The 22,979-nt window shown below is 62.8% G+C and carries 22 protein-coding genes and 1 tRNA gene; 4 read left to right on the top strand and 19 right to left on the bottom strand.

Going from position 1 to position 22,979, the window contains the following annotated elements:
- Window positions 1-120 precede the first annotated feature (120 nt).
- Window positions 121-192 (bottom strand) — tRNA-Arg (locus OJ996_RS13710).
- An 89-nt stretch (window positions 193-281) separates the two neighbouring features.
- On the opposite strand from OJ996_RS13710, the gene OJ996_RS13705 reads away from it, so the two are divergent.
- Genes OJ996_RS13705 through OJ996_RS13695 form a run of 3 tightly spaced genes read left to right on the top strand, consistent with a single transcriptional unit; the run spans window position 282 to window position 3,654 of the window.
- Window positions 282-1,649: a lysophospholipid acyltransferase family protein gene (locus OJ996_RS13705; protein WP_264514175.1), complete on the top strand. Its 1,368-nt coding sequence runs from the start codon at window positions 282-284 to the stop codon at window positions 1,647-1,649.
- Complete coding sequence (locus tag OJ996_RS13700; RefSeq protein ID WP_264514174.1) at window positions 1,646-2,560, top strand: mitochondrial fission ELM1 family protein; 915 nt, start codon at window positions 1,646-1,648, stop codon at window positions 2,558-2,560. Before OJ996_RS13705 ends, OJ996_RS13700 begins: the two co-directional genes overlap by 4 nt.
- Window positions 2,557-3,654, top strand: coding sequence for a glycosyltransferase family 4 protein (locus OJ996_RS13695; protein WP_264514173.1), 1,098 nt, complete (start codon window positions 2,557-2,559; stop codon window positions 3,652-3,654). The genes OJ996_RS13700 and OJ996_RS13695 overlap by 4 nt, the downstream gene beginning before the upstream one ends.
- 3 nt (window positions 3,655-3,657) lie before the next feature.
- Here OJ996_RS13695 and OJ996_RS13690 read toward each other — a convergent pair whose 3' ends face one another.
- Both OJ996_RS13690 and OJ996_RS13685 read right to left on the bottom strand, forming a co-directional pair.
- Window positions 3,658-4,158, bottom strand: a complete 501-nt coding sequence (locus OJ996_RS13690) for a P-loop nucleotide/nucleoside kinase family protein (RefSeq protein ID WP_264514172.1) — start codon at window positions 4,156-4,158, stop codon at window positions 3,658-3,660.
- A 43-nt stretch (window positions 4,159-4,201) separates the two neighbouring features.
- Window positions 4,202-4,615 (bottom strand): DUF4870 domain-containing protein, encoded by a 414-nt coding sequence (locus OJ996_RS13685; protein WP_264514171.1) that lies wholly within the window; start codon window positions 4,613-4,615, stop codon window positions 4,202-4,204.
- Between the two features lie 153 nt (window positions 4,616-4,768).
- Between OJ996_RS13685 and OJ996_RS13680 the strand changes: the two genes are divergently transcribed.
- Window positions 4,769-5,260, top strand: coding sequence for a VOC family protein (locus OJ996_RS13680; protein ID WP_264514170.1), 492 nt, complete (start codon window positions 4,769-4,771; stop codon window positions 5,258-5,260).
- A 59-nt stretch (window positions 5,261-5,319) separates the two neighbouring features.
- Here the strand turns inward: OJ996_RS13680 and OJ996_RS13675 are convergent, their stop codons facing one another.
- The 16 genes from OJ996_RS13675 to OJ996_RS13600 form a co-directional block, all read right to left on the bottom strand.
- Window positions 5,320-6,108, bottom strand: coding sequence for a cytochrome c oxidase subunit II (locus OJ996_RS13675; protein ID WP_264514169.1), 789 nt, complete (start codon window positions 6,106-6,108; stop codon window positions 5,320-5,322).
- 15 nt (window positions 6,109-6,123) lie between these two features.
- Window positions 6,124-6,339 (bottom strand): hypothetical protein, encoded by a 216-nt coding sequence (locus OJ996_RS13670; RefSeq protein ID WP_264514168.1) that lies wholly within the window; start codon window positions 6,337-6,339, stop codon window positions 6,124-6,126.
- Window positions 6,340-6,345: 6 nt separating this feature from the next.
- Complete coding sequence (locus tag OJ996_RS13665) at window positions 6,346-6,546, bottom strand: hypothetical protein (protein WP_264514167.1); 201 nt, start codon at window positions 6,544-6,546, stop codon at window positions 6,346-6,348.
- A gap of 27 nt (window positions 6,547-6,573) precedes the next feature.
- On the bottom strand, window positions 6,574-6,945 hold the full coding sequence (locus OJ996_RS13660) for a cytochrome C oxidase subunit IV family protein (RefSeq protein WP_264514166.1): 372 nt from the start codon (window positions 6,943-6,945) through the stop codon (window positions 6,574-6,576).
- 37 nt (window positions 6,946-6,982) lie between these two features.
- Window positions 6,983-8,611, bottom strand: a complete 1,629-nt coding sequence (locus OJ996_RS13655) for a cytochrome c oxidase subunit 3 (protein WP_264514165.1) — start codon at window positions 8,609-8,611, stop codon at window positions 6,983-6,985.
- Between the two features lie 44 nt (window positions 8,612-8,655).
- On the bottom strand, window positions 8,656-10,560 hold the full coding sequence (locus OJ996_RS13650) for a cytochrome c oxidase subunit I (RefSeq protein ID WP_264514163.1): 1,905 nt from the start codon (window positions 10,558-10,560) through the stop codon (window positions 8,656-8,658).
- 18 nt (window positions 10,561-10,578) lie between these two features.
- Window positions 10,579-11,337 carry a c-type cytochrome gene (locus OJ996_RS13645; RefSeq protein ID WP_264514162.1) on the bottom strand — a complete coding sequence of 253 codons (759 nt, stop codon included), beginning with the start codon at window positions 11,335-11,337 and terminating at the stop codon, window positions 10,579-10,581.
- Between the two features lie 19 nt (window positions 11,338-11,356).
- Entirely contained in the window at window positions 11,357-12,100 is a 744-nt protein-coding gene (locus OJ996_RS13640; protein WP_264514161.1) for a cbb3-type cytochrome c oxidase subunit II, read from the bottom strand.
- Window positions 12,101-12,149: 49 nt separating this feature from the next.
- On the bottom strand, window positions 12,150-13,667 hold the full coding sequence (locus tag OJ996_RS13635) for a cbb3-type cytochrome c oxidase subunit I (RefSeq protein ID WP_264514160.1): 1,518 nt from the start codon (window positions 13,665-13,667) through the stop codon (window positions 12,150-12,152).
- A 19-nt stretch (window positions 13,668-13,686) separates the two neighbouring features.
- Window positions 13,687-14,481, bottom strand: a complete 795-nt coding sequence (locus OJ996_RS13630) for a c-type cytochrome (protein WP_264514159.1) — start codon at window positions 14,479-14,481, stop codon at window positions 13,687-13,689.
- Between the two features lie 93 nt (window positions 14,482-14,574).
- The gene (locus tag OJ996_RS13625) at window positions 14,575-15,960 is read right to left on the bottom strand and encodes a hypothetical protein (protein ID WP_264514158.1); all 1,386 of its coding nucleotides are present in this window, start codon (window positions 15,958-15,960) and stop codon (window positions 14,575-14,577) included.
- A gap of 21 nt (window positions 15,961-15,981) precedes the next feature.
- Window positions 15,982-16,671, bottom strand: a complete 690-nt coding sequence (locus OJ996_RS13620) for a c-type cytochrome (protein WP_264514157.1) — start codon at window positions 16,669-16,671, stop codon at window positions 15,982-15,984.
- A 48-nt stretch (window positions 16,672-16,719) separates the two neighbouring features.
- Window positions 16,720-17,274, bottom strand: coding sequence for a DUF3341 domain-containing protein (locus OJ996_RS13615; protein ID WP_264514156.1), 555 nt, complete (start codon window positions 17,272-17,274; stop codon window positions 16,720-16,722).
- Between the two features lie 40 nt (window positions 17,275-17,314).
- Entirely contained in the window at window positions 17,315-18,811 is a 1,497-nt protein-coding gene (gene nrfD, locus OJ996_RS13610; protein ID WP_264514155.1) for an NrfD/PsrC family molybdoenzyme membrane anchor subunit, read from the bottom strand.
- 49 nt (window positions 18,812-18,860) lie between these two features.
- Window positions 18,861-22,178 carry a TAT-variant-translocated molybdopterin oxidoreductase gene (locus OJ996_RS13605; RefSeq protein WP_264514154.1) on the bottom strand — a complete coding sequence of 1,106 codons (3,318 nt, stop codon included), beginning with the start codon at window positions 22,176-22,178 and terminating at the stop codon, window positions 18,861-18,863.
- Window positions 22,179-22,236: 58 nt separating this feature from the next.
- Window positions 22,237-22,950 (bottom strand): cytochrome c3 family protein, encoded by a 714-nt coding sequence (locus OJ996_RS13600; protein WP_264514153.1) that lies wholly within the window; start codon window positions 22,948-22,950, stop codon window positions 22,237-22,239.
- Window positions 22,951-22,979 lie beyond the last annotated feature (29 nt).

The raw sequence follows: 22,979 nt of genomic DNA, 5'->3' as shown, positions 1-22,979 counted from the left end.
CCGTCATGAAATTGCAAAAAGCCTCGTAACGAAGTGCTTGGCAGCCGGTTGTTAGACGAGCCGGTGCTCGGCTGATCTCGTGAACCAGCGCCATGCAAAGGACCTGCAATGGTCGGAGAATGCTCCCGCCGGGAATCGAACCCAGATCTAGAGTTTAGGAAACCCTTGTTCTATCCGTTGAACTACGGGAGCGGAGCGGCGGGAGACTAGGAGGGGAACGCGGGGGGTGCAAGCCCCGGAGCTTGCCGGGGGGGCGGCGGGCGTGGAAAGTCGCGGTGGCGATGAGCGAAGAAGCACTTGAGGAGGCAGCAACCCCGCGGCCGACGCTGGCACACCGGCTGGAGTATGCCGCTTTCCGCTCGGTGGAGGGCCTGCTGGGACTGATGTCGCTGGCAACGGTGACGCGGGTGGGCGGCGGGCTGGGCTTGATCGCTTGGGCGCTTTCACCGGGACACCGGCGTCTGGTGCGGCGCAACCTGCGGATCGCGACCGCGGCCCAGGCACCGGATGAAGCCCGGCTGGATGCGATGGTGCGCGAGACCTTCCGCCGCGCGGGTGGCAACCTGCTGGCCAGCCAGCGGGCGGCAACCCTGCCGCAGGGCGAGCTGCGGAAGCACATCGAGTTCTCAGGCCTGGAACATCTGCTCACGCCGATCCGTGCCGGGCGCGGTGTAGTGCTGGTGTGGTCCCACATGGGCAACTGGGAGGTGCTGGCACAACTCATCCGCGAGACCGGCGAAGCGATCGAAGGAGGGCCGATCTACCGACCGCTGCAGAATCCGCTGCTGGACGAACTAACCGTGCAGCGCCGGACCCAAGAGGGTGCGGTCCTCTTCAACAAGCACGATGGCTTCAACGGTCCAGCCGCGCTGCTGCGCCGGGGTGGCGTGGTGACGGTGATGACCGATCAGCGCGCCGGTGGTCATGGAGAGCTCTGCCCTTTCTTCGGCAGGCTCTCATCCTGCACTCCGCTGCCCGCCTTGCTCGCGCGGCGGACCGGATCGGCGATGGTCACGCTTTCGATCACCTCGCAGAAGACCGGCAAGTGGCTGCTCACGATACGCTCCGTTCCTGAGAAGGCGAAGACCGCCGAGGTGCTGGGACACTTGGAAACGGCGATGCGCGATCAGTTGACCGATGTCTTCTGGTTTCACGACCGCTGGCGCGTGGACAAGATGGTGCCCTTCGGATTCTTCACGAAGGAAGCACCGGCCGAGGACGCACGGGCGGCGAGCCAGGTGGTGCGTGCCGTGGTGACCCTCCCGCCGGGCGATGGCGCCGCGGTGGAAGTGCTGACGACGCTGCTCGAGCTACGGCCCGATGCCCGCATCGACGTGCTGGATAACGGGAAGCTTCCCCCTCTGCCGGAAGATCCGCGTCTGGTCCGCTTCCCGGCGGAGCATGCGAACGGACTGCTGGAGCGTTGTGATGCCTCGCATGCCGTGCCACTGGATTTTGCCCTCTTGTTAGATAGCGACCTCCACCTCGCCACCGCCGCGAAGCGTCTCGGCTTGAGAGCGATCATCGGGGCCGGCGTAAGCGGCAAGCCGTGGACCCGCAGCATCCCCCGCCCTGCCGACCGCGAGGGCTGGAGGGAATTCGCGACCAAGCTGGTGCTGACCGCGAAATCCCGGAAGCCCGCGCCATGAAGCCGCTGAGCATCCAAATCCTCTCGGACGGCAAGCCGGGGCACGAGAACCAGTCCTATGGTCTGGCGGAAGCGATCGGGCGACTGCGGGAAGTGGAAGTCTCAAAGATCTCCTTGAGTGAAGTGAAAGGAGGCATCGCACGCTTCCGCCACGCGTGGAAGCAGAGCGGGCTCTTGCCACGGCCGGATCTGATCCTGGGTGCAGGGCATGCAGTTCATCCTGCGATGCTGGCGTTGGCGCGACGCAACAAGGTGCCATGCGTGGTGATGATGAAGCCGACGCTTCCCTGCGGGCTCTTCGATCTCTGCCTCGTGCCCGAACATGATCTTGGCGGGAAATCACCTTCCGGGCATGTGATCCCAACCCTAGGCGCCCTGAACCGGGTGCCGCCTGCCAAGCGCGACGGGAGGGATGGAGGCATTATTCTTTTGGGCGGGCCTTCGTCTTCGTACGGCTGGGATCAGGCTGCGGTGACGACTGCGGTGAAAGCGATCGTGGAGGATGGACGAAGCTTGAAGTGGCTCGCCACCGATTCCCGCCGATCTCCGGAAGGAACGCTTCCCGGAATCGCCGCGGCGGTGCCCGGAGTGGAGGCCCATCTGCATGCCGGGACGGGGCGCAACTGGCTTCCGGAGAAACTCGCCACCGCTTCCGAAGCATGGGTGACCGAAGAGAGCATCTCGATGATCTACGAGGCGCTTAGTAGCGGCGCACGGGTAGGCCTGCTGCCCGTGCCGGCGACCAAGAAGGCGGGGCGCGTGGCGAGAGGGATCGCAAAACTGGCCGAGGCCGGCTTCGTGACCCGATTTGCCGAGTGGTCGCCACGCACGGGTTTGACGGAAGCGCCGCGCGTGCTACGAGAGGCGGACCGATGTGCGGAGATCGTGCTCGAGCGATTGATAAAACGATGAAGGTGCTGCAGATGATCCCCGAGATGGAGTCCGGCGGTGTCGAGCGCGGCACGCTGGAACTGGCGCGCCATCTCGGACGCTACGGCCATGAATCTCTCGTGATCTCCGGCGGCGGCAAGATGGTGAGCCAACTGGAAGCCTGCGGGACGCGGCACATCACGATGCCCGTCGGCCGCAAGCGCTTGTCCTCGCTGTTTTTCGTTAGGAAGCTGCGCAAGCTTTTCGATCAGGAGAGGCCGGATATCCTCCATCTGCGCTCGCGGGTACCCGCGTGGCTCGCATGGCTGGCGTGGCGCGGCATGGATCCGGCAACGCGCCCTCGCTTGGTTACGACGGTTCACGGTTTTAACTCGGTGAACCGCTACTCGGAGATCATGACCTGCGGTGAACGCGTGATCTGCGTTTCCGAAAGCATCCGGGATCATGTCCTGAAGCATTACCCCCGCGTGGATGAGACCCGGCTGCGCGTCATTCACCGCGGCATCGATCCGGCGGAGTATCCCTACGGTTATCGGCCGGATCCGGAGTGGGTCGAGAATTTCCATCGCGAGTTCCCGGCCACCCGTGGGAAGCGTCTGCTGACCCTTCCCGGGCGCATCACAAGGCTGAAGGGGCACGAGGACCTCGCCATCATTCTAAAAGCATTGGCAGAGGATGAGAGCATCCACGGGCTCATCGCCGGTGGAGCCCATCCGCGGAAGGCGGCCTATCTCGACGAGATCAAGGCGCTGTTCAAAGCCGAGGGACTGGCGGATCGAGTGACCTTCACCGGCGGGCGCTCGGACTTGCGAGAGATCCTGGCGATTTCATCGCTCGTGCTCTCTCTCACCACCCAGCCGGAATCCTTCGGGCGCACGACTTTGGAGGCGCTCGGGCTAGGCGTGCCGGTGGCGGGCTACGATCACGGTGGCGTGGGGGAACAACTCAAGTTGCTTTATCCGGCAGGTCGTCTGCCTGCGAACGATCCCGAGGATTCGGTAGCGCTCGTCCGGGGCCTGCTGGAAGATCCGCCCAAGGTGCCGCGCGAGCATCCCTTCACGCTCGATGCGATGCTGGAGGGGACGATGGGAGTTTACGGGGAGCTGCTGCGGTAGCGCTCAGGTCGCGACGAAGACATGCTCCCAGACGGGGCGCTCTTCACGACAGAAAGCGGCGTAGGTATTCCAATCAGCCAGCTTCGGACGATCCCTTTCCTCACCTCGCTTTAAGATTCGCTGGCGGCGTTCTTCGGGCTGGCACCAGACGAAGTGGAGCGTGGGGCGGACGCCGAGACGGGCTTCCAGGCGATCCGGCCAATCCGGCTCGCCCCCTTCACGGGTGAATGGTCCCGCCATGACAACGGGGATGTGCGGGAGGTTGGACAAGGCCAGATCGAACATGGCCTCGTAGACCGCATCGCGGTAGGCGCGTTTGTAGGCCGGGGAATCCCGATCATCCGGATCGAGCCCTGCGAGACCGAGTCCGGCGCGGACGAGACGCTCGGTGGCGATGTCACTATCGATGAGGCAGGCGCCGAGTTCCGCGGCGAGGCGGCGGGCATAGGCACTCTTCCCCGCCCCTGCGGGACCGGTCACGATGTGGCAGCGATCGCTCCTCACGCCCCGGAGACTTCATGTCCGGGGCGCGAAAGGCAACGCTCCATCATTGGATGAAGCGCAGCGTGAGTGGATAGCGATAGCCATTCCCTTCGTTGGCACGGACGCCGCCGACGATGCTGAGGACGGACATCCCGACGGGGATGAGAGCGACAACCGGCCAGAGAAGGACTCCGATGACGAAGAAGGTGAGGATGAAGGCGACGATGGCGAGGAGGATGAGCCAGATGGTCCAGGAGATGTTGAAGTTGAGCGCTTCCTTCGCTTCTCGCGCGACGAATGGCATGGTGTCCTTCTTGATCAGCCAGACGATCAGGGGTCCGGCGATGTAACCGAAGCCGGTGAGCCAGCCGGAAAGGGCGGACAGGTGACCGGCCATGGCCCAGTTGCGCTCCTCGCTGGAGAGGACCGCGGGCGGGGCCACTTCGGGAACCGACGGTGGAAGGTAAGGATCATTCATGGCGTCTCTCATTAGCACAGGTTCCGGGAGGGCAAAAGGAAACCGCATTCCAAATCCGGGGCGGGTTTCAAACCGCCGGGCATGTTCCGAGAACATGCTGGGCATCAGGAGACGGCATTGGGCGGCGCCGGGAGGCCGGGATAGGATCGAGGCATGAGCAGCACTGCCATCGATCCCCAAGTCCGCATCGGTCACGTCCATCTGAAGGTCGCCGATCTCGAGCGGGCGATCGGTTTCTACCGGGATATACTAGGCTTCCAGTTGATGCAGCGCTTCGGCGACTCGGCGGCGTTCCTTTCGGCGGGAGGTTATCACCACCACATCGGGCTCAACACTTGGGAAAGCCTCGGCGGCTCGCCGCCGCCGCGGGGTAGCACCGGGCTCTACCACACCGCGATCCTTTATCCCGACCGCGCGGCTCTGGGCAATGCGCTCAAGCGCCTTGTATCCGCGGGCATCCGTCTCGACGGAGCGGCGGACCATGGGGTGAGTGAAGCGCTCTACCTCCGCGATCCGGATCAGAATGGCGTGGAGCTCTATCGCGACCGGCCGATGGCAGAATGGCCGCGCAATCCGGATGGCTCGCTGGCGATGGTCACGCAGCCCTTGGATCTGGAGAAGCTGTTGCTGGAAGCCGCGGCTTGAGGGTACGAAAAAAGCGGGAAGCCCGCGAAGGCTTCCCGCTTTGGAAAGAGATCTTGGCCTCAGCGGCTGGCGGTCGACTCGGGCTTGGGAGCGCGGGACTTGAGCGCGTTGGCGGACTCGGTTTCGGCCCAGGTGCGGAAGGCCTTGTCTTCCACCACTTCGAGCTGGCCGATCATGTTGCCGTGACCTTCACCGCAGAGCTGGGCGCAGACGACGGAGGTTTCGAGGGTCTTGTTCGGCGTGAACCACATCGGGATTTCCTTGCCCGGGATGGCGTCCTGCTGGATGCGCATCGGGACGATGGCATAGTTGTGGATCACATCGTTCGAGGTGATGTTCAGGATCGCCGGGCGGCCCTTGGCGATCTTGAGCATCGGAGCGATGAAGTCGTCTTGGGCATTCGGGTCGTCGAGGTCGATGCCAGGATCCGAGTTGCTGGTGATGCGAAGCGGATCGATGCGGCCGAACTTCCCGTCAGCGCCGGGGTAGTGGTAGGTCCAGCCGAACTGCCAGCCGATGACGCGGACGCGGACCGGATCGAGCTTCTGGACCTGCTGCCAGGTATCGGTGCGCTCCTTCCAGAGCGGGAAGGCGAAACCGAGGAGCAGCACGGCCTCGATGATGACCACCGCGATCTCGAGGTGGCTCGAGATGTGGTTGCGCACGCCATGATAAGAAGCACGCGGATGCACCGAGGCGCGGAAGCGGATCAGGCAGAAGGCGAAGAAGAGGAACCAGCCGACGCCGAGAGCGATCATGAACCAGTGGACCACATCGATGAGGTGATCCACCCGGCCGCCGTGGGCGGAGAAGTTTTCCGGGATGCTGAGGAATTTCGAAGGACTCATGGAAAGGGGCAGGCGTCAGCGGGAAGGGGTGGCGGCGGGCAGTTCGTCGCGGAACTCGGGCTCAAGCTCGACATTGCTGCGACGGACGAGGCGGACCATGAAGAAGACCACACCGAGAAGCACGGGAAGGATCATCCCGAGCATGAAGAAGATCGACCAGCCGGCGGCATTGGTCGTGTCGTCTTGGAAATTGACGGCGCAGGTGGAGCAGGCGAGTAGGGAATCGAACATGGCGGTTCAGAGCACGATGTTGCGGACCTTGCGGTAGAAGAAGATGCCGTAGACGGGCATGACGACGGCACCGATGGCGCTGACCACGCCGAGCGTGGTGACCATGGTGCTGCGATCCGCGACGAGCGCGAAGGCCCACACGGCAAGAAACACGAAGAGCAGGGTGCTCACGGTTACGAAGACGATGTGAAATGCTCTCAGCGACATGACAGGATCAGGTTGAGGTGCCGGGGATCAGCGCCAGGTGTGGACTTTTTCCGAACCGGGGACGCCGTCCTTGAAACCATTGTAGCGAATGGGATTCCAAACGGCTAGAGCGGTAAGGGCGAGAAGGAAGAAGGCACCCGCGAAGCCAAAGCCGAAGAGCCAGTAGATCAGGCGCTTCTCGTGGTTAAGGTGCATGAAGATCAGCGCCACCAAGGAAGCCTTCACGGTTGCAATGAGCAGACCGATGACAAGGTCGGCGGTGTCGAAACCGTGCTTGCCGAAGTCGAGCTGGGGCATGGTGGCGACCAACACGGTAATGACGGTGCCCGCGAACAGCACTCCACCGATCAACAGGTAGAGGCGGGTCGCTTTCTTGATAGCTTCTGGTGAGTCAGCCATGGGATCGAAAAGGTCAGGAAATGTCTGTCGTTTGAACTTACATCAAATAGAGGATCGGGAACAGGAAGATCCAGACCAGGTCGACGAAGTGCCAGAACAGGCCGCCGATTTCCACTCGGTTTGCAAGCCACTCAGGGTTAGAGAGATACATCTTCTTGCCGCAGAAGAGGTAGTAGGCGAGGACGAGAGCGCCGCCGATCACGTGGAGGCCGTGGAGGCCGGTCATCGTGAAGTAGATGGCGTAATAGGTGTTCCAAGCCGGAGCGAACTTGGAGGCGAAGAGAACCTGCTCGCGCGGGACATTCAGGTGCGGGAAGTGGCGGATGTGGTAATCCGGACCGAGGAACTGCTCCTTGTTGTTGAGAGAAACGCCGGGCATGACATAGGCACCGGGCTTGATCGCCACATCGGCGAGGTCCGTATCCATGTAATAGGCCATTTCCTGCCAGTTGATCCGGTACTTGTCCTTCTCGGTCGGGACGCGGCCCTTTTCCTTGAGGGCATCGGCAAGCTGGCCGAGGGCCTTCTGTTGCTTCTCCCAGATGGCGCGGAACTCGGAGTTCTCCTTCATCAGCCAGGAATTGGCGATGGCGACGGCGGGATCGATCCCCTTCTCCTCTGCCTTCATGACGAGGTGGCGGAAGTCAATGGCGTCGACGTAGTGGAAGCCCATCGGGCTTTCGAGCAACTTGCCGACGAGGGCGGTGCCATCGCGCAGGGTGCCGGCGGCCGGAGACTCCTGGATATCGCGGGGCTTGTAGTGGAAGGTGACGGGCGGCTGGACCGTGAAGGAGATCGAGGGAGCTTCTGGCATGAGCGCCAGCTTGGTGGCGTCCACCGTGATTCCCGGGGAGAGCTCGCGGTCATCCTTTTCCGGATTGGCCTTCTTCGCTTCCTTCCAGAGGCGGCGGAGTTCCTCGGTGCGCAGGTCCGCATTGTGGGCGCGGGCGGCGAGGTGGGCCTTCTTGATCGACTCCAGCAGGGCGATATCGAGATCGGTGCCGGCCGCGAAGGTCACGGTCTTGTCCGGAGCGGTCTTCAGGTCGAGCTGGGAGGCCAGTTTGATGGTCGAATTGCGCTCCTTGGCGTGGTGAATCATCTCCTCCACCCAGTCCTTGTGGAAGCGGACGGTATTGAAGCTGACCTGGGTGGTCTCGAAGTTGATGACGTTCTCCTCGAACTTCTTGCCGTGGTGGTTAAGGGCGAAATCCTCTTCCTTCGGCTCGTGGCCGTGCTCGTGATGCACGCCATCCTTCAGTTCGTAGGCGAGGTGGCCTTCAACGATCGAGAAGTCCTTGGTGCGAAGCGCCTGGTGATGGAACTTCACGTTGTACTCAATGCCCTTGAGCACCATGAACACCATCGAGCAGATGACGGTGAAGCCCATGTAGGCCTGGAACTTGCCCCACTGCCGCAGCTTGAGCGAGGCCCAGGCAAAGACCACGGTCACCGAGGAGGCGATCAGGACGAAGGTATTGATCAAGCCCGGGAGCACCGGGAGCGTGCGCTCCGGCCAGGGGTAATCCGCACCGAGGCGCAGGAAGATATAGGCGGAGAAGAAGCCGCCGAAGAGCATGACTTCCGACGCGAGGAAGAGCCAGATGGCGATCTTCGAGTTGAAGAGGCCGGTGTCCTTGCGCGGGGTGACGATATAGGGGATTTCCATCGTTTGGATTTCCTAGTTCAGGCTACGAAGCTGCACCCTGCGGGTCAGTGGGAAGGATGGGTGGACGGTTTGCCGGGAGTCTCCGAGGCGGCGGGCACGGCGGCATCGCGCTTCGGCTCTTCCCACTGCGGGAGGAAATCCTCCTCGCAATCCGGGCGGCTGTACTCATAGGGACCGCGGTAGACGGCGGGCTCGGTGAGGAAGTTGCCGTGGCCCGGAGGCGTCGGCGTGGCCCACTCGAGGGTGGTCGCGTTGTAAGGATTGTCGCTTTCGACCTTCTTACCCAGCTTCCATGCGGTGAAGAGGTTGATCACGAAGGGGATCTGGGCAACAGCCATGATCCAAGCACCCCAGGACATGAGGATGTTCAGGTCGATGTGCTCGGCGACGACCTTGCCGAACTCGTTCGCGGTGTTTTCCCCGGCGAAGTAGGCATCACCCCCATTGTACCAGCGGCGGTGGAAGCCTGCCATGCCCTGCGTGAGCATGGGGAAGAAGATCAGGTTCATGCAGATCAGGCTCGGCCAGAAGTGCACATGGGACAGGAAGTTGCTCATGTGGCGACCGGTGATCTTCGGATACCAGTGATACACGCCAGCGAAGAGGCCGAAGAGGATACCCGGGGCCACCACGTAGTGGAAGTGGCCGATGACGTAGTAGGTATCGTGCAGGTGGAGGTCCACCAAGTTGAAGGCCAGCGGCAGACCGGTGAGACCGCCGATACCGAACATGGGCAGGAAGGCGCAGGCCCAGATCATGGCCGGGGTGAAGCGGATGGAACCGCCCCAGAGCGAGATGATCATCGAGGTGAGCAAGATCACCGAGGGGATCGAGATCAGCACCGTGGTGGTCTGGAAGAAGGTCGAGACGACCGGACCCATGCCGGTGAGATACATGTGGTGAGCCCACACGATGAAGGAGAGGAAGCCGAGGACGAGCACGCCGTAGACCATCGCCTTGTAGCCCCAGAGCGGGCGGCGGGTATTCACCGGGATGATCTCCGCCACGCACGCGATGGCGGGGAGCAGGAGCACGTACACCTCCGGGTGACCGAGGAACCAGAAGAGGTGCTGGAACAGGAGCGGGGAGCCGCCACCGGAGAGATCGGCCAGACCTTCCGCCTTCGAGAAGAGGCCGGAGGGCATGAAGAAGGACGAGTGCGTGACCCGATCCATGAGCTGCATGATGCCGGCGGCTTCAAGCGGCGGGAACGCGAGGAGAAGCAGGAAGCCGGTGACGAGCATCGCCCAGACGAAGAAGGGCATGCGCATCCAGGTCATGCCGCGGGCGCGCAGGTTGATGATCGTGGTGATGAAGTTCACCGAACCAAGCAACGAGGAAGAGATCAGCAGGACGAGGCCGAGAAGCCACTGCGTCTGGCCGGCGAGCCACTGGTTCACGATCTGGCCATCCGCGAAGCCCGCGAGCGGCGAATAGTTCGTCCAACCGGACTTGGCGGCACCGGACTCCATGAAGAAGGAGGCGCACATCACCAGGCCACCCAGCAGGTAGAGCCAGTAGCTGGTCATGTTCAGCTTCGGGAAGGCCATGTCGACCGCACCGATCTGGAGCGGCGTGACGTAGTTACCGAAGGCACCGAAACCGAGGGGCACGATGCCCAAGAACACCATGATGGTGCCGTGCATGGCACCGAACATGTTGTAAGTCTCACCCGTGACCTTGCCGTCCTGGAGCCAGCGGGCCTTCCAGGTATCGGTGAAGATCCAGCTCATCCACTCCGGCAGGGGCTGGTGCGGGTAAGCGATGCTCCAGCGCATCACCATCATCAGGTAGAAGCCGAAGGCCAGGAAGGCCATGGCGGTGAGACCGTACTGGATACCGATCGTCTTGTGATCGGTGGAGAAGACGTACTTCGACCAGAAGCCGGGCTCGTGGTGGTGGTGATCGTCGTGGCCGTGGTGATCGGCAGATGCGGCGTGAGCGCTCATGCTAGAATAAAGTCAGAGTTACGGGGCGGCCACCGGCTCGAGGGTAACCGGATCGATGGGCAGGGACGCTTCCAAGGGATCGCCCGGCAGGTTCTTCTTGTGGTCGGCGGTGAGCTCGTCGGCGGTCACCGGAGCACCGGCCTTCGCGCGAGCCTGGGAGATCTCCAGAGCGGCGGCACCCATCTGCTTGGTGACGACGTCACCGGAGCTGTTGCCGAAGTTGTTGCGGACGTAGGTCATCAGGGCGGCGAGGTCTTCACCGCTCATGCCGGCCCCTTGGGCGGGCATCACGCCGTAGGTCTTACCGGAGGAGGTCGGGCCGGTGAGGCCGTTCAGCACCACCATGGCGAAGACTTCGGTCTCACCCAGAACCCACTTGGATCCGGCGAGGGAAGGATAGGCATTGCCATCACCCTTACCGTCCGGGCCGTGGCAACCGCTGCACTTCGAGTAAATCTTGGCGCCCTTCTTCATGTAGATGTCGAGGGCAGGTCCCGGAGGTGCACCGCCCGCCTCGTCATCGGCGGGGATCACGCGGACATAGCCCGACTTCAGGGTGTCCTTGTAGGAGAATAGGGTGCCCGCATTCCCGAGGGTCCAGCCGGCGGCCAGCATCGGGATGAAGCAGAGGGCCATGACCCACATGGAAACGGGCTCGGCACCGTTCTCGGTGAGCTTGTTCTCGCGGGACGCCGCGGCCGCACCGCGGAGGACGCGCTCGTGGGCTTCGGTGACGTTCACCGATTCCTCGAGGTCGGGCTTGGAAGGATCGATCATCGGAAAAGGGAAATTCGGTTCAGCCTTTCGGTGCGGCGGCGGGAGCGGCGGCCTTCTCCGGCGCGCCCTTCTGGGCTGGCGGCAGATGGCTCATCGAGGCGGGGACGGTGTCGTCGCGCTTCAGGGAAAGGAGGTAATCGACCAAGGCGAGGGCCTGATTGCCCGGGACGACGGCTTCACCGTCCTTGGTGATGGCCACGGCATCGTTCGGCGTCTGGCCCTCGATCTCGACGGTATCGAAGAGGAAACGGTAGGACGGGCACTTGGAGGTGGGGCGCTCCGGATTGGCGCGCGGATCGTAGAGGTGGGAAAGCAGCCAGGCCTTCGGATCGCCGCCGTCCTTCACGTAGAGCTTCTCGACGCGGCGGCCGACATTCGAGAGATCCGGGCCGAGGCGGCTCTGGCCGATCTGGGCGAACTTCTCACCGGAGTAGTCGAAGATGTTGCTCTCGCGGCGGGTGTCGCCGCGCTCTTCATCGGCCTTCAGACCGGCCCAATCGGGGCGGCCGAGGTCATTGCCGGCGTAGGTCGGGCGGATGAGCTGGCTGTGGCAGTGGTAGCAGCCGTTGGCGGCGTAGACTTCCGCGCCATTGATCACGCGACCGGTGCGCTTCGGGTGGTAGACCCCTTCCTTGCCGTCGGCCGTTTCATCGAAGGCCACCGGCTTGATGTGGCGCATCATGAAGAAGGGCACGATCACGATGGCCAGCCAGGCGATGCCGAAGGAGGCGGTGAGACCGAATGCGAATTGGCGGAAGCTCATTGGAACGGGAAATTACTAATGACTAAGCACTAATGTTCAAACAGGAGTGTTAGTGGGAGTGGGCGGCGGCAGCGGAACCGGGGCCGGCATTGTCGATATCGCCTTCGGGGCCGTGGGTGGCATCGTGGAGATCATCGTGATGGGCATGTCCGAGGAGCGTCGGGTGCGAGCTGCGACGGCCGAGGCGGAGCCACATGAGGGTAAGGTGGAAGAAGAAGAAGACGTTCGAGAAGAGGAGGAAGCACCAGGCCAAGGTGGTGGCCACGGCGTAGGGGTAGGCGCGCATGGAGGCGTCTTCCCAAGGCTGCTTGTAAGCTTCAAGACCCACGCCCTGCATGACGCCGCCGAAGAGGGCGACGATCACGACCAGCGCCACCCCGTAGACGGAGAGGAAGAAGTGCATCTTGATCAAGCGGCTGGAAAGCCACTCGCGACGGGTGATGCGGGGCACCACGAAGTAGATCATGCCGAAGGCGATGAAGCTGAAGAAGGCGTAGAGGGCCAGGATATCGAAGCCGTAACCGGCCATCGAGAACTGGGTGCCGGGCAGGATGGCCGGGTTGTTCAGGAAGACGCAGGCGAGAGCGAGCACCAGCAGGCAGATCACCCCGGCGAGGGTGAAGCGAAGCGAGGGGCTATTTACCACGGTGTCCGGAGCACCGGCCGCGGTCTTGAGCAGGTTCACGCCGACGGCAATCGCAGGAACGGCGAAAAGGATGGTGGCGGCGGCGCCGAGGTAAGGCAGGAAATTCGGGATCGGAGCACCGGCGAGCTTCTGCATGCCCGCCCATGGAGCGATGATCGCGAGCGACCAGAAGCCGAGGGAGGACAGCGAGTAGCTGTAAACCGGGCGGCCGGTGACCTTCGGGATGAGATAGTAGGCGGCGGCAATCCCGGTGGGGATGAAGAAGAGGAAAAGCAGCGCGGAGCGGTACCAGGCATTGATGGCGGCGGCCATCACCGGGTTACCGGCGAAGCCGTGGACCAGCAGGTGGGCGCTGGCGAAGACCCAAGGGAACCAGATCAGCGCGGCGAGGATGTACCACTGCGAGATGAAAACGTGACCGGCGGGGCGGACCTTGAACTGCACCATCGACCAGATGGCGATGGCACCATAGGCGAGCAGCATGGGGACCCAAGCGAAGGCCGGGAACTCCATCCACGGCATGCCGGTGCCTGCACCACCGAGAATGGCGAGGATGCCGAGCGAGATCGCGAGATTCCAAACGTGACCGGCGACGAGGATGATGCCGGCGGCGCGGCACTCCTGACGGGAGAGGCGGGCCATGAGCCAGACGAGGGCACCGAAGGCAGCCTGGCAACCCCAGCCGTAAACCAGCGCACTGATGTGGGCGGACTGGACCCGACCGTAGGTGAGCCAAGAGACGCCATCGAGGAAGCCGGGGCTATGCACCTTCGCCGAAGCGATGATGCCGAGCAAGATGGCGACCGCGAGCCATGCGGCACCGCTGGTGAAGAAGAACATCACCGGGTGGCGCAGCGAAATATCGATCTGCGCGCGGCGCACCGCATCGTTCACCGGGGTCTGGGAAGTGGTGGAAGACATGGGAAAGTCGCGTGGAGGATCAGGGCTTGATCAGGTCCGCTTCGGTGAGCATCGGCTTGCCCACCTCGGAGCGGAGCATTTCGACCTGCTTGGGAAGCACCGGAGCCGCCTTGTTGCCGAAGCTATTGCGGACGAAGGTGAGGACGGCGGCGATCTGGTCATCCGTCTGGTAGGAGAGCGGAGCCATGGGAGCGACCGGGGTGTAAAGCTGGCCCTTGATGTGCATCGGGCCATTCAGGCCGCGGAGCTGGATGCGGATGAGATTCGAGACCGGGCCGGTGACCCACTCGGATCCGGCAAGCGGAGGTCCGACGGGACCGCCTTCGCCATTGGCACCATGGCAGGCCATGCAGACCATGAAGCCAGCCTTGCCGGCTTCAATGAGCGCGGGATCCACCGGGGTGTCGGCGGGAGGGGTGAGGGCGTCGATCGGGCCCATGTCAGGACCTTGCTCGGCGGCCTTTGCCTTGGCGATGTCACCATCAGGATGGATTTGAGTGTCCGCTTCCACCTTCGCCACCTTATCGCCCAGAAGGTTCTTACCGACCGCATCGAAAGCGGCGTGAGGCGGAACCTGAACGACCTTGCCGGCTTCGACTTCCTTGAAGGCGAAGTTCGCTTCCTGAGCTGCGTGGATCTTGGAAGCGGTCTCGTAGCGCTTGGTAGCGGCCGCTTCTTCCAAGGGATCATTCTCCGGAGCCCCGCCGCCGAAAATTTTCAACGCGATGAGGATCACCGCGAAGAGCGAGAAGACGCCGAGCGCCCACCAGAAGGCGGCGAAACGGATCAGGGGATTGTCGCTGGAAGAGGACATCGGGAAAAAAGTGCCAAGTGAGCAGTGATCAGTGAGCAGTGGAAGCTGTTCTCGGGTCTTGCGTCTTGTGTCTTGAGGTCTGGTGGCTCCGCTTTAGTTGGAGACGTTGGCGGATTCGAGGATGCGCGGGTCGCGATGCGGGTAGGTCGCGTTCTGCGTGAGGGCGCGGAGGTAGAAGAAGACGAAGCCAGAACCGATGGTGATGAAGGCGAAGATATCGCCGACGAATGCACCCGGGACAGCGGTGGTGTAGGAGGCAAACTCCGCGGGGAGATTGATACCCGCTTCACCCACCATATTCTTCAGGGAAACCGAGCGCTCCGGGATCACGATGAGGTAGTGATCGAGGATGTGCATCGCCAGAGTATAGACGGCGACGATGCTGAGGAGCTTCGGGTTCTTCTTCAGCCAAGCCTGCAGGAGGACAACGAAGGGGATGACGAAGTGACCGAAGACCAAGGCGATGCTACCGACGTTCCAGCCTTCCGTGTTACGGATGAGGTACCAGGAGGTTTCCTCGGCGATATTCGCATACCAGATGAGGAAGAACTGGGAGAAGGCGATGTAGGCCCAGAAGATGGTGAAGGCGAGGAGCAGCTTGCCCATGATGTGGAAGTGCTCCGGACCGACCACGCGCTTCAGATAGCCGCCCTTTTGCATGAGGGTGGCGGTGATGATGATGACCGCCATGGAGTTCAGGGCCGCACCGGCAAAGAGGTAGACCCCCCACATTGTGGAGAACCAATCGAACTTCATGCCCTGCAGCCAATCGATACCGGCGAAGGTGATCGTGATCGCGAAGATGATCAGGGTGTAGGTGGAGTGCTTGCGCGCCTTGAAGAGGTTCGCTGTGCCGGGATTCGGATCGCTGTCCTGAGCGGTGGAGAGCTTGCGGAGGCCGCGGATCACGAGGCCGAGGCCGATGAAGTAGAAGGCGAAGCGGGCATACCAGGCGACCTTGTTCATGTACCACTGCTTGTTCACAAGCAGGGCCTGATGGTCCTTGGTAAGCGCGGCTTCCATCGACTCGGTACCGTAGAAGCCCATGAAGGGGCTGCTGAAATAGGAGCCTCCGTTGTGAGCGGCATGCTGGTGGATGGTCATCCACTCATAGAGCCACTTCTGGACAGCAGGGAAGAGCAGCGGCGCGGCGAAGATCGCCATCCAAGGGAAGACGGCACCGAGGTTCTCCATGATGCGGCGGACCGAAGTCCCCCACCCCGAGTTCGAGACATTGTGAAGAAGTGTCCAGAAGCAGCCGCCGACGGCGAGGGTGAAGAAGAAGAACAGCGCGAAGAGCCAAGAGTAGGCGAAGGGACCGGCGATCTTGTCCGGAGCAGCGAAGAGCAGGTAGGCGCTGATCAGGCCGGTGATCGCGGCGACACCGCCCGAGATGCGCTTCACATTGTCCAGCTTGCTGCTGGAGATGCGCTCGCCGTCGACCGGGATGTCGGCTGAGGTGACGAAGTGATGTGACATTTCGTTAGGGAAAGCGGGAGATTATTTGGCCTGCGTGGCGATGCCCTTGTCGTAGGCTTCCTTCACGGCGTCATACGGGGCCTTGCGAGCGAACTGGAGGGCACGGACGTAGGCGACGATGGCCCAGCGGTCGCGGAGGGAGACGTTGTGCTTGTAAGCGCCCATGTTGCCCTTGCCGTTGGTGATCACGTAGAAGAGGCGACCATCCGGATAGGCAGCCTGGCCGTAGGTGTCCTGGGTGAGGTTCGCGATGCCGGGGACGCCGAACTGGCCGGTGATGCCTTGGCCATCGCCGGAGGTGCCGTGGCAGATGGCGCAGTTGACATTGAAGGACTCCTCGCCGCGCTTGAGGAAGGCACCGACGTTCTCCGCGGTGAGCTTGAGCTCTTCCGGCATGCCATTGGCGAAGTAGCCCTCGACGCCGCCGGTGGCGTAGTAGCCGGTGCCGCCACCGAACTCGTATTCGGGGATGCCGCCGATCTCGGAGGCACCTTCGGCATTGAAGCCGAGAGCCTGGGTGCCGTGAACGGGAAGACGCGCGCCCTGGCCATCCGCGAAAAAGGGATCCGGCTTCTGGGGCTTGAGCTTGTCCTGCTCATCCATGTCCGGCAGGAGCCGGATCGGGGTATCGGCCGACTTCGCGCCGCGCATCGGCATGAGGCCGATGAAGAGGGCGGCGATGATCGCGTAGGCGATGAAGAAGTATTTCACGGGAACGTAGCGGTAGCGAGTAGCAGGTAGCGAGGGAGGAGTTTGAGATCAGTCTTCCTCTTCAACCAGTTCGATGCTTTTCCCGCCGATTTCCTCGAGGAAGGAGCGGGTCTTGTCGGGATGGAACTTCGGGTCGCGGGCCTCGACGGCGATGAAGAAGGCGTCGTCGGTGGCTCTGTGGAACTGACGGCTCGCGAAAAGCGGGTGGTTTAGTCTGGGCAATTTCATCAGCGCCAGCAGACCGAAGAGGGTGGTGAAGCCCGAGAAGAGGATGGTCAGCTCGAACATGATGGGGAAGAAGGCGGGCACCGTGAAGATGTTCGCCGGCTTGGCCTGCACCACGGTCGGGTAGATTTCGACCTGGGTGATATAGGCGAGACCGAATCCCGTAGCGGTACCGAGCATACCTCCGAAGAACACGAACCAAGGGAGGATCGAGCGCTTCATGCCCATGGCGGCATCGAGGCCGTGAACCGGATAAGGCGTGTGGCAATCCCACTTGCGGAAGCCGGCGTCGCGCACTTTCTCGGCCGCCTTGTAGAGGGCGGAAGCGCTTCCGAATTCGGCGAGGTAGCCGTAGACGCGTTTGCGGGTGGTACTCACTGTCTGTGTTCGAAGTGAAAAGTTCCGGGGAAAGGCGGGATCAGTTGTCGGGACCGACGATGGGCTTGCCGTGGAGCTCGCGCTGGTAGGCGGGGATGAGTTCGGTGCCGTGGTCCGGGTGATCGTGATGATCGTCGTGGTGCGGGTCGGACTCCTTGAGGGTCCACTTCACTTCCGCGATGTTGATGCAGGGCAGGAAGCGGAGGAAGAGGAGGAAGAGCGCGAGGAACATGCCGATGGTGCCGATGAAGAGCATGATCTCCACCCAGCTCGGGCTGTAGGACTTCCAATCACCCGGCAGGAACATGCGGGCGAGGGTGGTGACGATGATGACGAAGCGCTCGAACCACATGCCGATGTTCACGGCCATGGCGACGCCCATGACGACCCAGAGGTTTTCACGGCAGGCCTTGAACCAGAAGAGCTGCGGGGAGAGGACGTTGCAGGACATCATGGCCAGGTAGGCCCACCAGTAGGGACCGGTGATACGGAACTTGAAGGCGTCCATCTCGTACTTCGCGCCGGAGTAGTAGGCGACGAAGAGCTCCATGAGGTAGGCGTAGCCGACGATGGTGCCGGTGAGCAGGATGATCTTCGCCATGTTGTCGATGTGCTTCATCGTGATCACGTCGTGCAGGCCGTAGATCTGGCGTGCGGGGACCATGATGGTGAGCACCATCGCGAAGCCGCCGAAGATGGCACCTGCGACGAAGTAGGGCGGGAAGATGGTGGTGTGCCAGCCGGGGACGACGGAGGTGGCGAAGTCGAAGGACACGACCGAGTGCACCGAGAGCACGAGCGGGGTGGAAAGGGCGGCCAGAAGCAGGTAAGCCATTTCGTAGTGGCTCCACTGGCGGTTACCACCGCGCCAGCCCATGGCGAAGATGCCGTAGAGCATCTTGCGGAGGCCGGGCTTGCAGCGGTCGCGGATGGTCGCGAGGTCCGGCACCATGCCGAGGTACCAGAAGATCAGCGAGATGGTGAAGTAGGTGGAGACGGCGAACACGTCCCAGAGCAGCGGGGACTTGAAGTTCTGCCAGATCGCGTTCGCGTTCGGGATGGGAGCGAGGAACCAGGCCATCCAGACACGACCGACGTGGAAGGCCGGGAAAATACCGGCGCACATCACGGCGAAGATGGTCATGGCCTCCGCCGCGCGGTTGATGGACGTTCGCCAATTCTGGCGGGTGAGGAAGAGCACCGCGGAGATCAGGGTGCCGGCGTGACCGATACCGATCCAGAACACGAAGTTGGTGATGTCCCAGCCCCAGAAGACGCGGTTCGACATGCCCCAGACACCGACACCGGTGGAGACGAGGTAGGTCAGGCCGAGGCCGACGCCGACCATGGCGATGAGAGCGGAGGGGAGGAAGAGCAGCCACCAGAGGAGGGGCTGGCGGTTCTCCAGAACGCCGCAGATGCGCTCGGTGATCCAGTGGTAGGAACGGCCGTTCAGGATGAGCTTCTCGCGCTCGAGAACCGGAAGCTTCGGTCCTTGGCGGGTGTGGCTCGGGGCGTGTTCGGTGGCGGTGGCCATGATGATGAAATTGCTAATGACTAAGCACTAATGACGAAACACCGGGTGATCAGTGCATGTGGATGGTGGCCTTGCCGACGAACTTGGCGTCGGGCATCTTGTCATTCGGGTTCTTGACGCGGGCCAGGTAGCTGGTGCGCGGCTTGGTGCCGATGTAGTGGAGCAGGTCGTAGTTGCGCTCGCTCTTCTTGGCGCGGTTCATCACGGCGCTGTCGCCATCGAGAAGGTTGCCGAACTCGATGCCACCTGCGGGGCAGGCTTCCTGGCAGGCGACCTTCACGGAATCCACCGGGATCCGGAGGGTGTGAGTGCTGACGGAGGAATCAACCGAGGCCTTGCCGGCGAGCAGGGCTTCCTGCTTCTGGCCGCGCTTCTGGCGGATCTTGGCGTCCTTCAGGCGCTGCACGCAGTAGGTGCACTTTTCCATCACGCCGCGCATGCGGACGGAGACGTTCGGATTGCGCTGGAGGTGCGGGGCGGTGCCGACCTGCTTCTCGCCGAAGGGACCTTTGTAAAGGTTGTCGGCGATGAGCGGGTTGCGCTTGTTGTAATCGAAGAAGTTGAAGCGGCGGGCCTTATACGGGCAGTTGTTCGCGCAGTAGCGGGTGCCGATGCAACGGTTGTAGGCCATCGCGTTGAGGCCGTCTTCCGTGTGGATGGTCGCGTTGACCGGGCAGACGGTTTCGCAGGGAGCGCTTTCGCACTGCACGCAGGCGACGGGCTGCGGGATGAGGGCCGGGCTGCCGGCGTCGAAGTCGTTGTCCTTATCGATCGCGAAATAGCGGTCCATGCGGATCCAGTGCATTTCGCGGCCCTTCATGACCTGCTCCTTGCCGACGATCGGGATGTTGTTCTCGGCCTGGCAGGCGATGAGGCAGGCGTTGCAGCCCATGCAGGACGAGAGGTCGATCGTCATGCCCCACTGGTGAAGCGGGTCGCTGAGGTGCGAGTTGCCCTTCTTGTCTTCCTGCTTGTAGAGCGAGATGTTCGGCGGTGCGTGGCTGTCGTTGCCTTGCAGCTTTGCGTCGTGCAGCTGGGTGGCGAAGTCCTTGCCGCTCTTCTCGTCCGTCATGGTCGAGATCTCGCGGGCGAGGGCGCGGCCATACATGGCGAAGTGCTCTTGCACGAGGGCCAGCGGGTAGCGGCGGCCGGTCTTCTCGATCTTGGCGCCGGTAGCGAAGTACTTCGTTTCCCCGGTGCGGAGCGGGTAGGCATTGAAGCCGGAGTTCACACCAACCTGGCCGACGTGGCTGGCGGGGGTGAAGCCCTTCGAGTTGCGGTCGAACTTGTCTTCCTTGTCGAAGCCCTGGCCGTAGCCGAGGGGGATGACGATGGTGTTCTCGGCCTGACCGAAAGCGATCATCACGGGGAGCTCGAGCTCCGCGCCGTTCACCTTCACCTTGATCATCGGGCCGGTGCGCTGCGGGCCTTCGGCATCACCTTCCGGGGCCTTGGCGGCGCGATCGGTTTCGAGCTTAACGATCTCCTCGTAGATGCCGACATTCTTGGCGGTTTCCGGGGCGATCAGCGCGGCATTGTCCCACGAGAGCTTGGAGACCGGATCGGGGGCTTCCTGAAGCCAGCCGTTGTCGATCCAGCGGCCGTCGTAGACGGAGCCGTCGGTGGAGAAAATCACTTCGAGGCCTTCGCTGGTGACCGGAGCCTTGATGGTGGCCTCACTGGCGGCGGGCTCGACCAGCGTGTAGGCGGTGCCGGCGTGGAAGCCATCGCGCAGAAGCTTCTTCCAAGCGTCCTCCCCTTCCCCGCCGATCACGCCGAAGGTCTCGCGGACCGCGTCGTAGGCCGGGGAGGGCTTGCCATCGGCAGTTTCGCCGGTGACGAGCTTGCCTTCCTTGTCGAGCAAGGCGGCGAGGATCTCAAGTTCGCTGGCGCACTCGTTGTAGAGCGGCAGGATCATCGGCTGCACGACGGTGTAGACACCGTTGATCGTGCGGGCGTCACCCCAGCTTTCGAGGTAGTGGCTGACCGGGACGTGCCAGGTGGCGGCGTGCGCGGTAGCATCGGTGCGGGCACCGAGATGGATCACGGTCTTGACCTTGGCGAGGGCCGGGATGAAGCCGCCGTCTGCCGGAGCATCATAGACCGGGTTGGCCGGGGTCAGCAGGAAGAGGGTATCGATCGCGCCCGCATTCAGGTCGGTGACAAGCTGCGAGAAGTTCGCGAGGCCGGTGGCGTCGGTCTGGACCGCCTTGAGCGGCTTGCCTTCGCCGATGCTGCCGAGCTTCTGGTTGATCGCGAGAGCAAGCAGCTGCACGGCTTCCGGCTGGCGGGGGCCGGCGAGGACCAGCGACTTGGAGCCGGAGGCTTGGAGATCGGCCACGAGAGCCTCGATCCACTTGAGGTGCTTCTCGTCCGTGACGGCTTCGACGCCCGAGGTCACGCCGAAGGCGCGGCCGATCTGGGCAGCGACGCGGAGCAGCATGCTTGGCGCCACGCGGAGGCGGTGATCGGCCATGCCGCCGGTCATCGAGTAGGTGCTCTCGACGGCGTAGAGGCGATTCATCGAGGCCGGATCGGCCTTCTTGTCGTAGGCCGCGCCTTCCGGCTTGCGGCGGTTGAAGAAGGGAACGGTCGAGCCTTGGCCATCGAGGCAAAGGAAATCGCTATCGAGCGAGAGGATGCGGTCGGCTTGGGAGTAGTCGGCGACCAGCTTCACGCCATCGGCCAGCACCTGGGTGCCCTCGAGGGCCTCGTAGGCGTAGAACTTGGCGGAGGCGAACTTCTCGGTGAGCTTCTTGAGGAGGCGCGAGCGGGTCGGCGAGTCATCGTGACCGAAGACAAAGCCGATCTTGGCGGCAGGATCGGCGGCGAGACCGGCGAGAACCTTCTCGAACTCGGCGCGGCTGGAAGCTTGGGCCTTGTTCAGCACCTTGCGCGAGCGCGAGGGCGAGTAGAGGTCGAGGATGGAGGCTTGGACGAAGGCGTCCGTGCCGGTCATGTCCGGGTGGAGTGCGTTCGGCGCGACCTTGGTCGGGCGGCCTTCGAAAGTGGTCACGACCAGCGGGGTGGCACCGCCGGAGCGGGGCATGCTGGAAGCGTAGTAGGTCGCCTTACCCGGGATCACCCACTCGGGAGCCTTGTTGTAGGGGACGATATAGCTTTCCGGGCGGCGGCAGGCGGCGAGTCCGAAACCGGCAAGGGCCGTGGAGGCACCCATCAGCTTCAGGAAGGAACGGCGCGAGGTCTCGGCATCTTCCTCGTTCACCATCTCGGCGACGCCCTGCGGGAACTCACGCTCCATCCAGGTGCGGAATTCCGGGGTGTCCTCAAGCTGACCGACGCTGCGCCAGGAAACGGTGGTTTCGTCGGCGGGAACCTCGGGATGTTGCCAGATGCGCTTGCTCATGGGCGAAGAAACGAACGGGGAATGCGAAAAAGGGACGGGAGAAAGGAAACGACAGGGATCAATGGTGGCAGGTCGCGCAGGACTCGCGCGCCTTGATCTGCCAGTGTTCCACCAGCTTCTTGCCGAGATCCTCGGTGGTCTTGACGCCCAGCTTGGACATCAGCTCCGGATTGGCGGCGATGTACTTCTCGGGGTCGTACTTCAGGTTGTAGACTTCCTCGAGCGGACGGATGTGCTTCTCGGGAGCGCGGTGGCAATCGAGGCACCAGCCCATGGACAGGCTGTTCTCCTGATAGACCACCTCCATCTGATCGACGCGGCCGTGGCAGCTCTGGCAGGAGATGCCGCGGTTCACGTGCGCGGAGTGGTTGAAGTAAACGTAATCCGGGGTCTTGTGGATGCGGACCCACTCGATCGGCTTGCCGAAGTCCGGGCTCTTCAGGGCCGGATCCATGCGATCGCGCAGCGGCTGGAGCTTCGGGCTATCCTTGGCGACGTGCTGGTGACAGTTCCAGCAGGTGTTGTTACCCGGGACGTTCGAAGTACCGGAAACATCCACGAAGGAGTGGCAGTAACGGCAATCCAGCCCGAGCTGATCGACGTGAATTTTGTGTGAAAACGGGATCGGCTGAGAGGGCTGATAACCGACCGCAAGAGTCTTCGGGGTGGCGTAGTAAGTGAACGCCAGCACCGCGCCGCCTGCCACAGCACCTGCACAAATGGCGATTTTCAGGGGCAGAAAGTTGGTCCAGCGCGGAAAGAAGTTGGCCATAACGGTGCTGCGACGGAGTGCTCGGCGGA

It is taken from the genome of Luteolibacter rhizosphaerae, from assembly GCF_025950095.1.
Lineage (GTDB): Bacteria > Verrucomicrobiota > Verrucomicrobiia > Verrucomicrobiales > Akkermansiaceae > Haloferula > Haloferula rhizosphaerae.
This window is presented reverse-complemented; position numbering and strand designations above follow the sequence as displayed.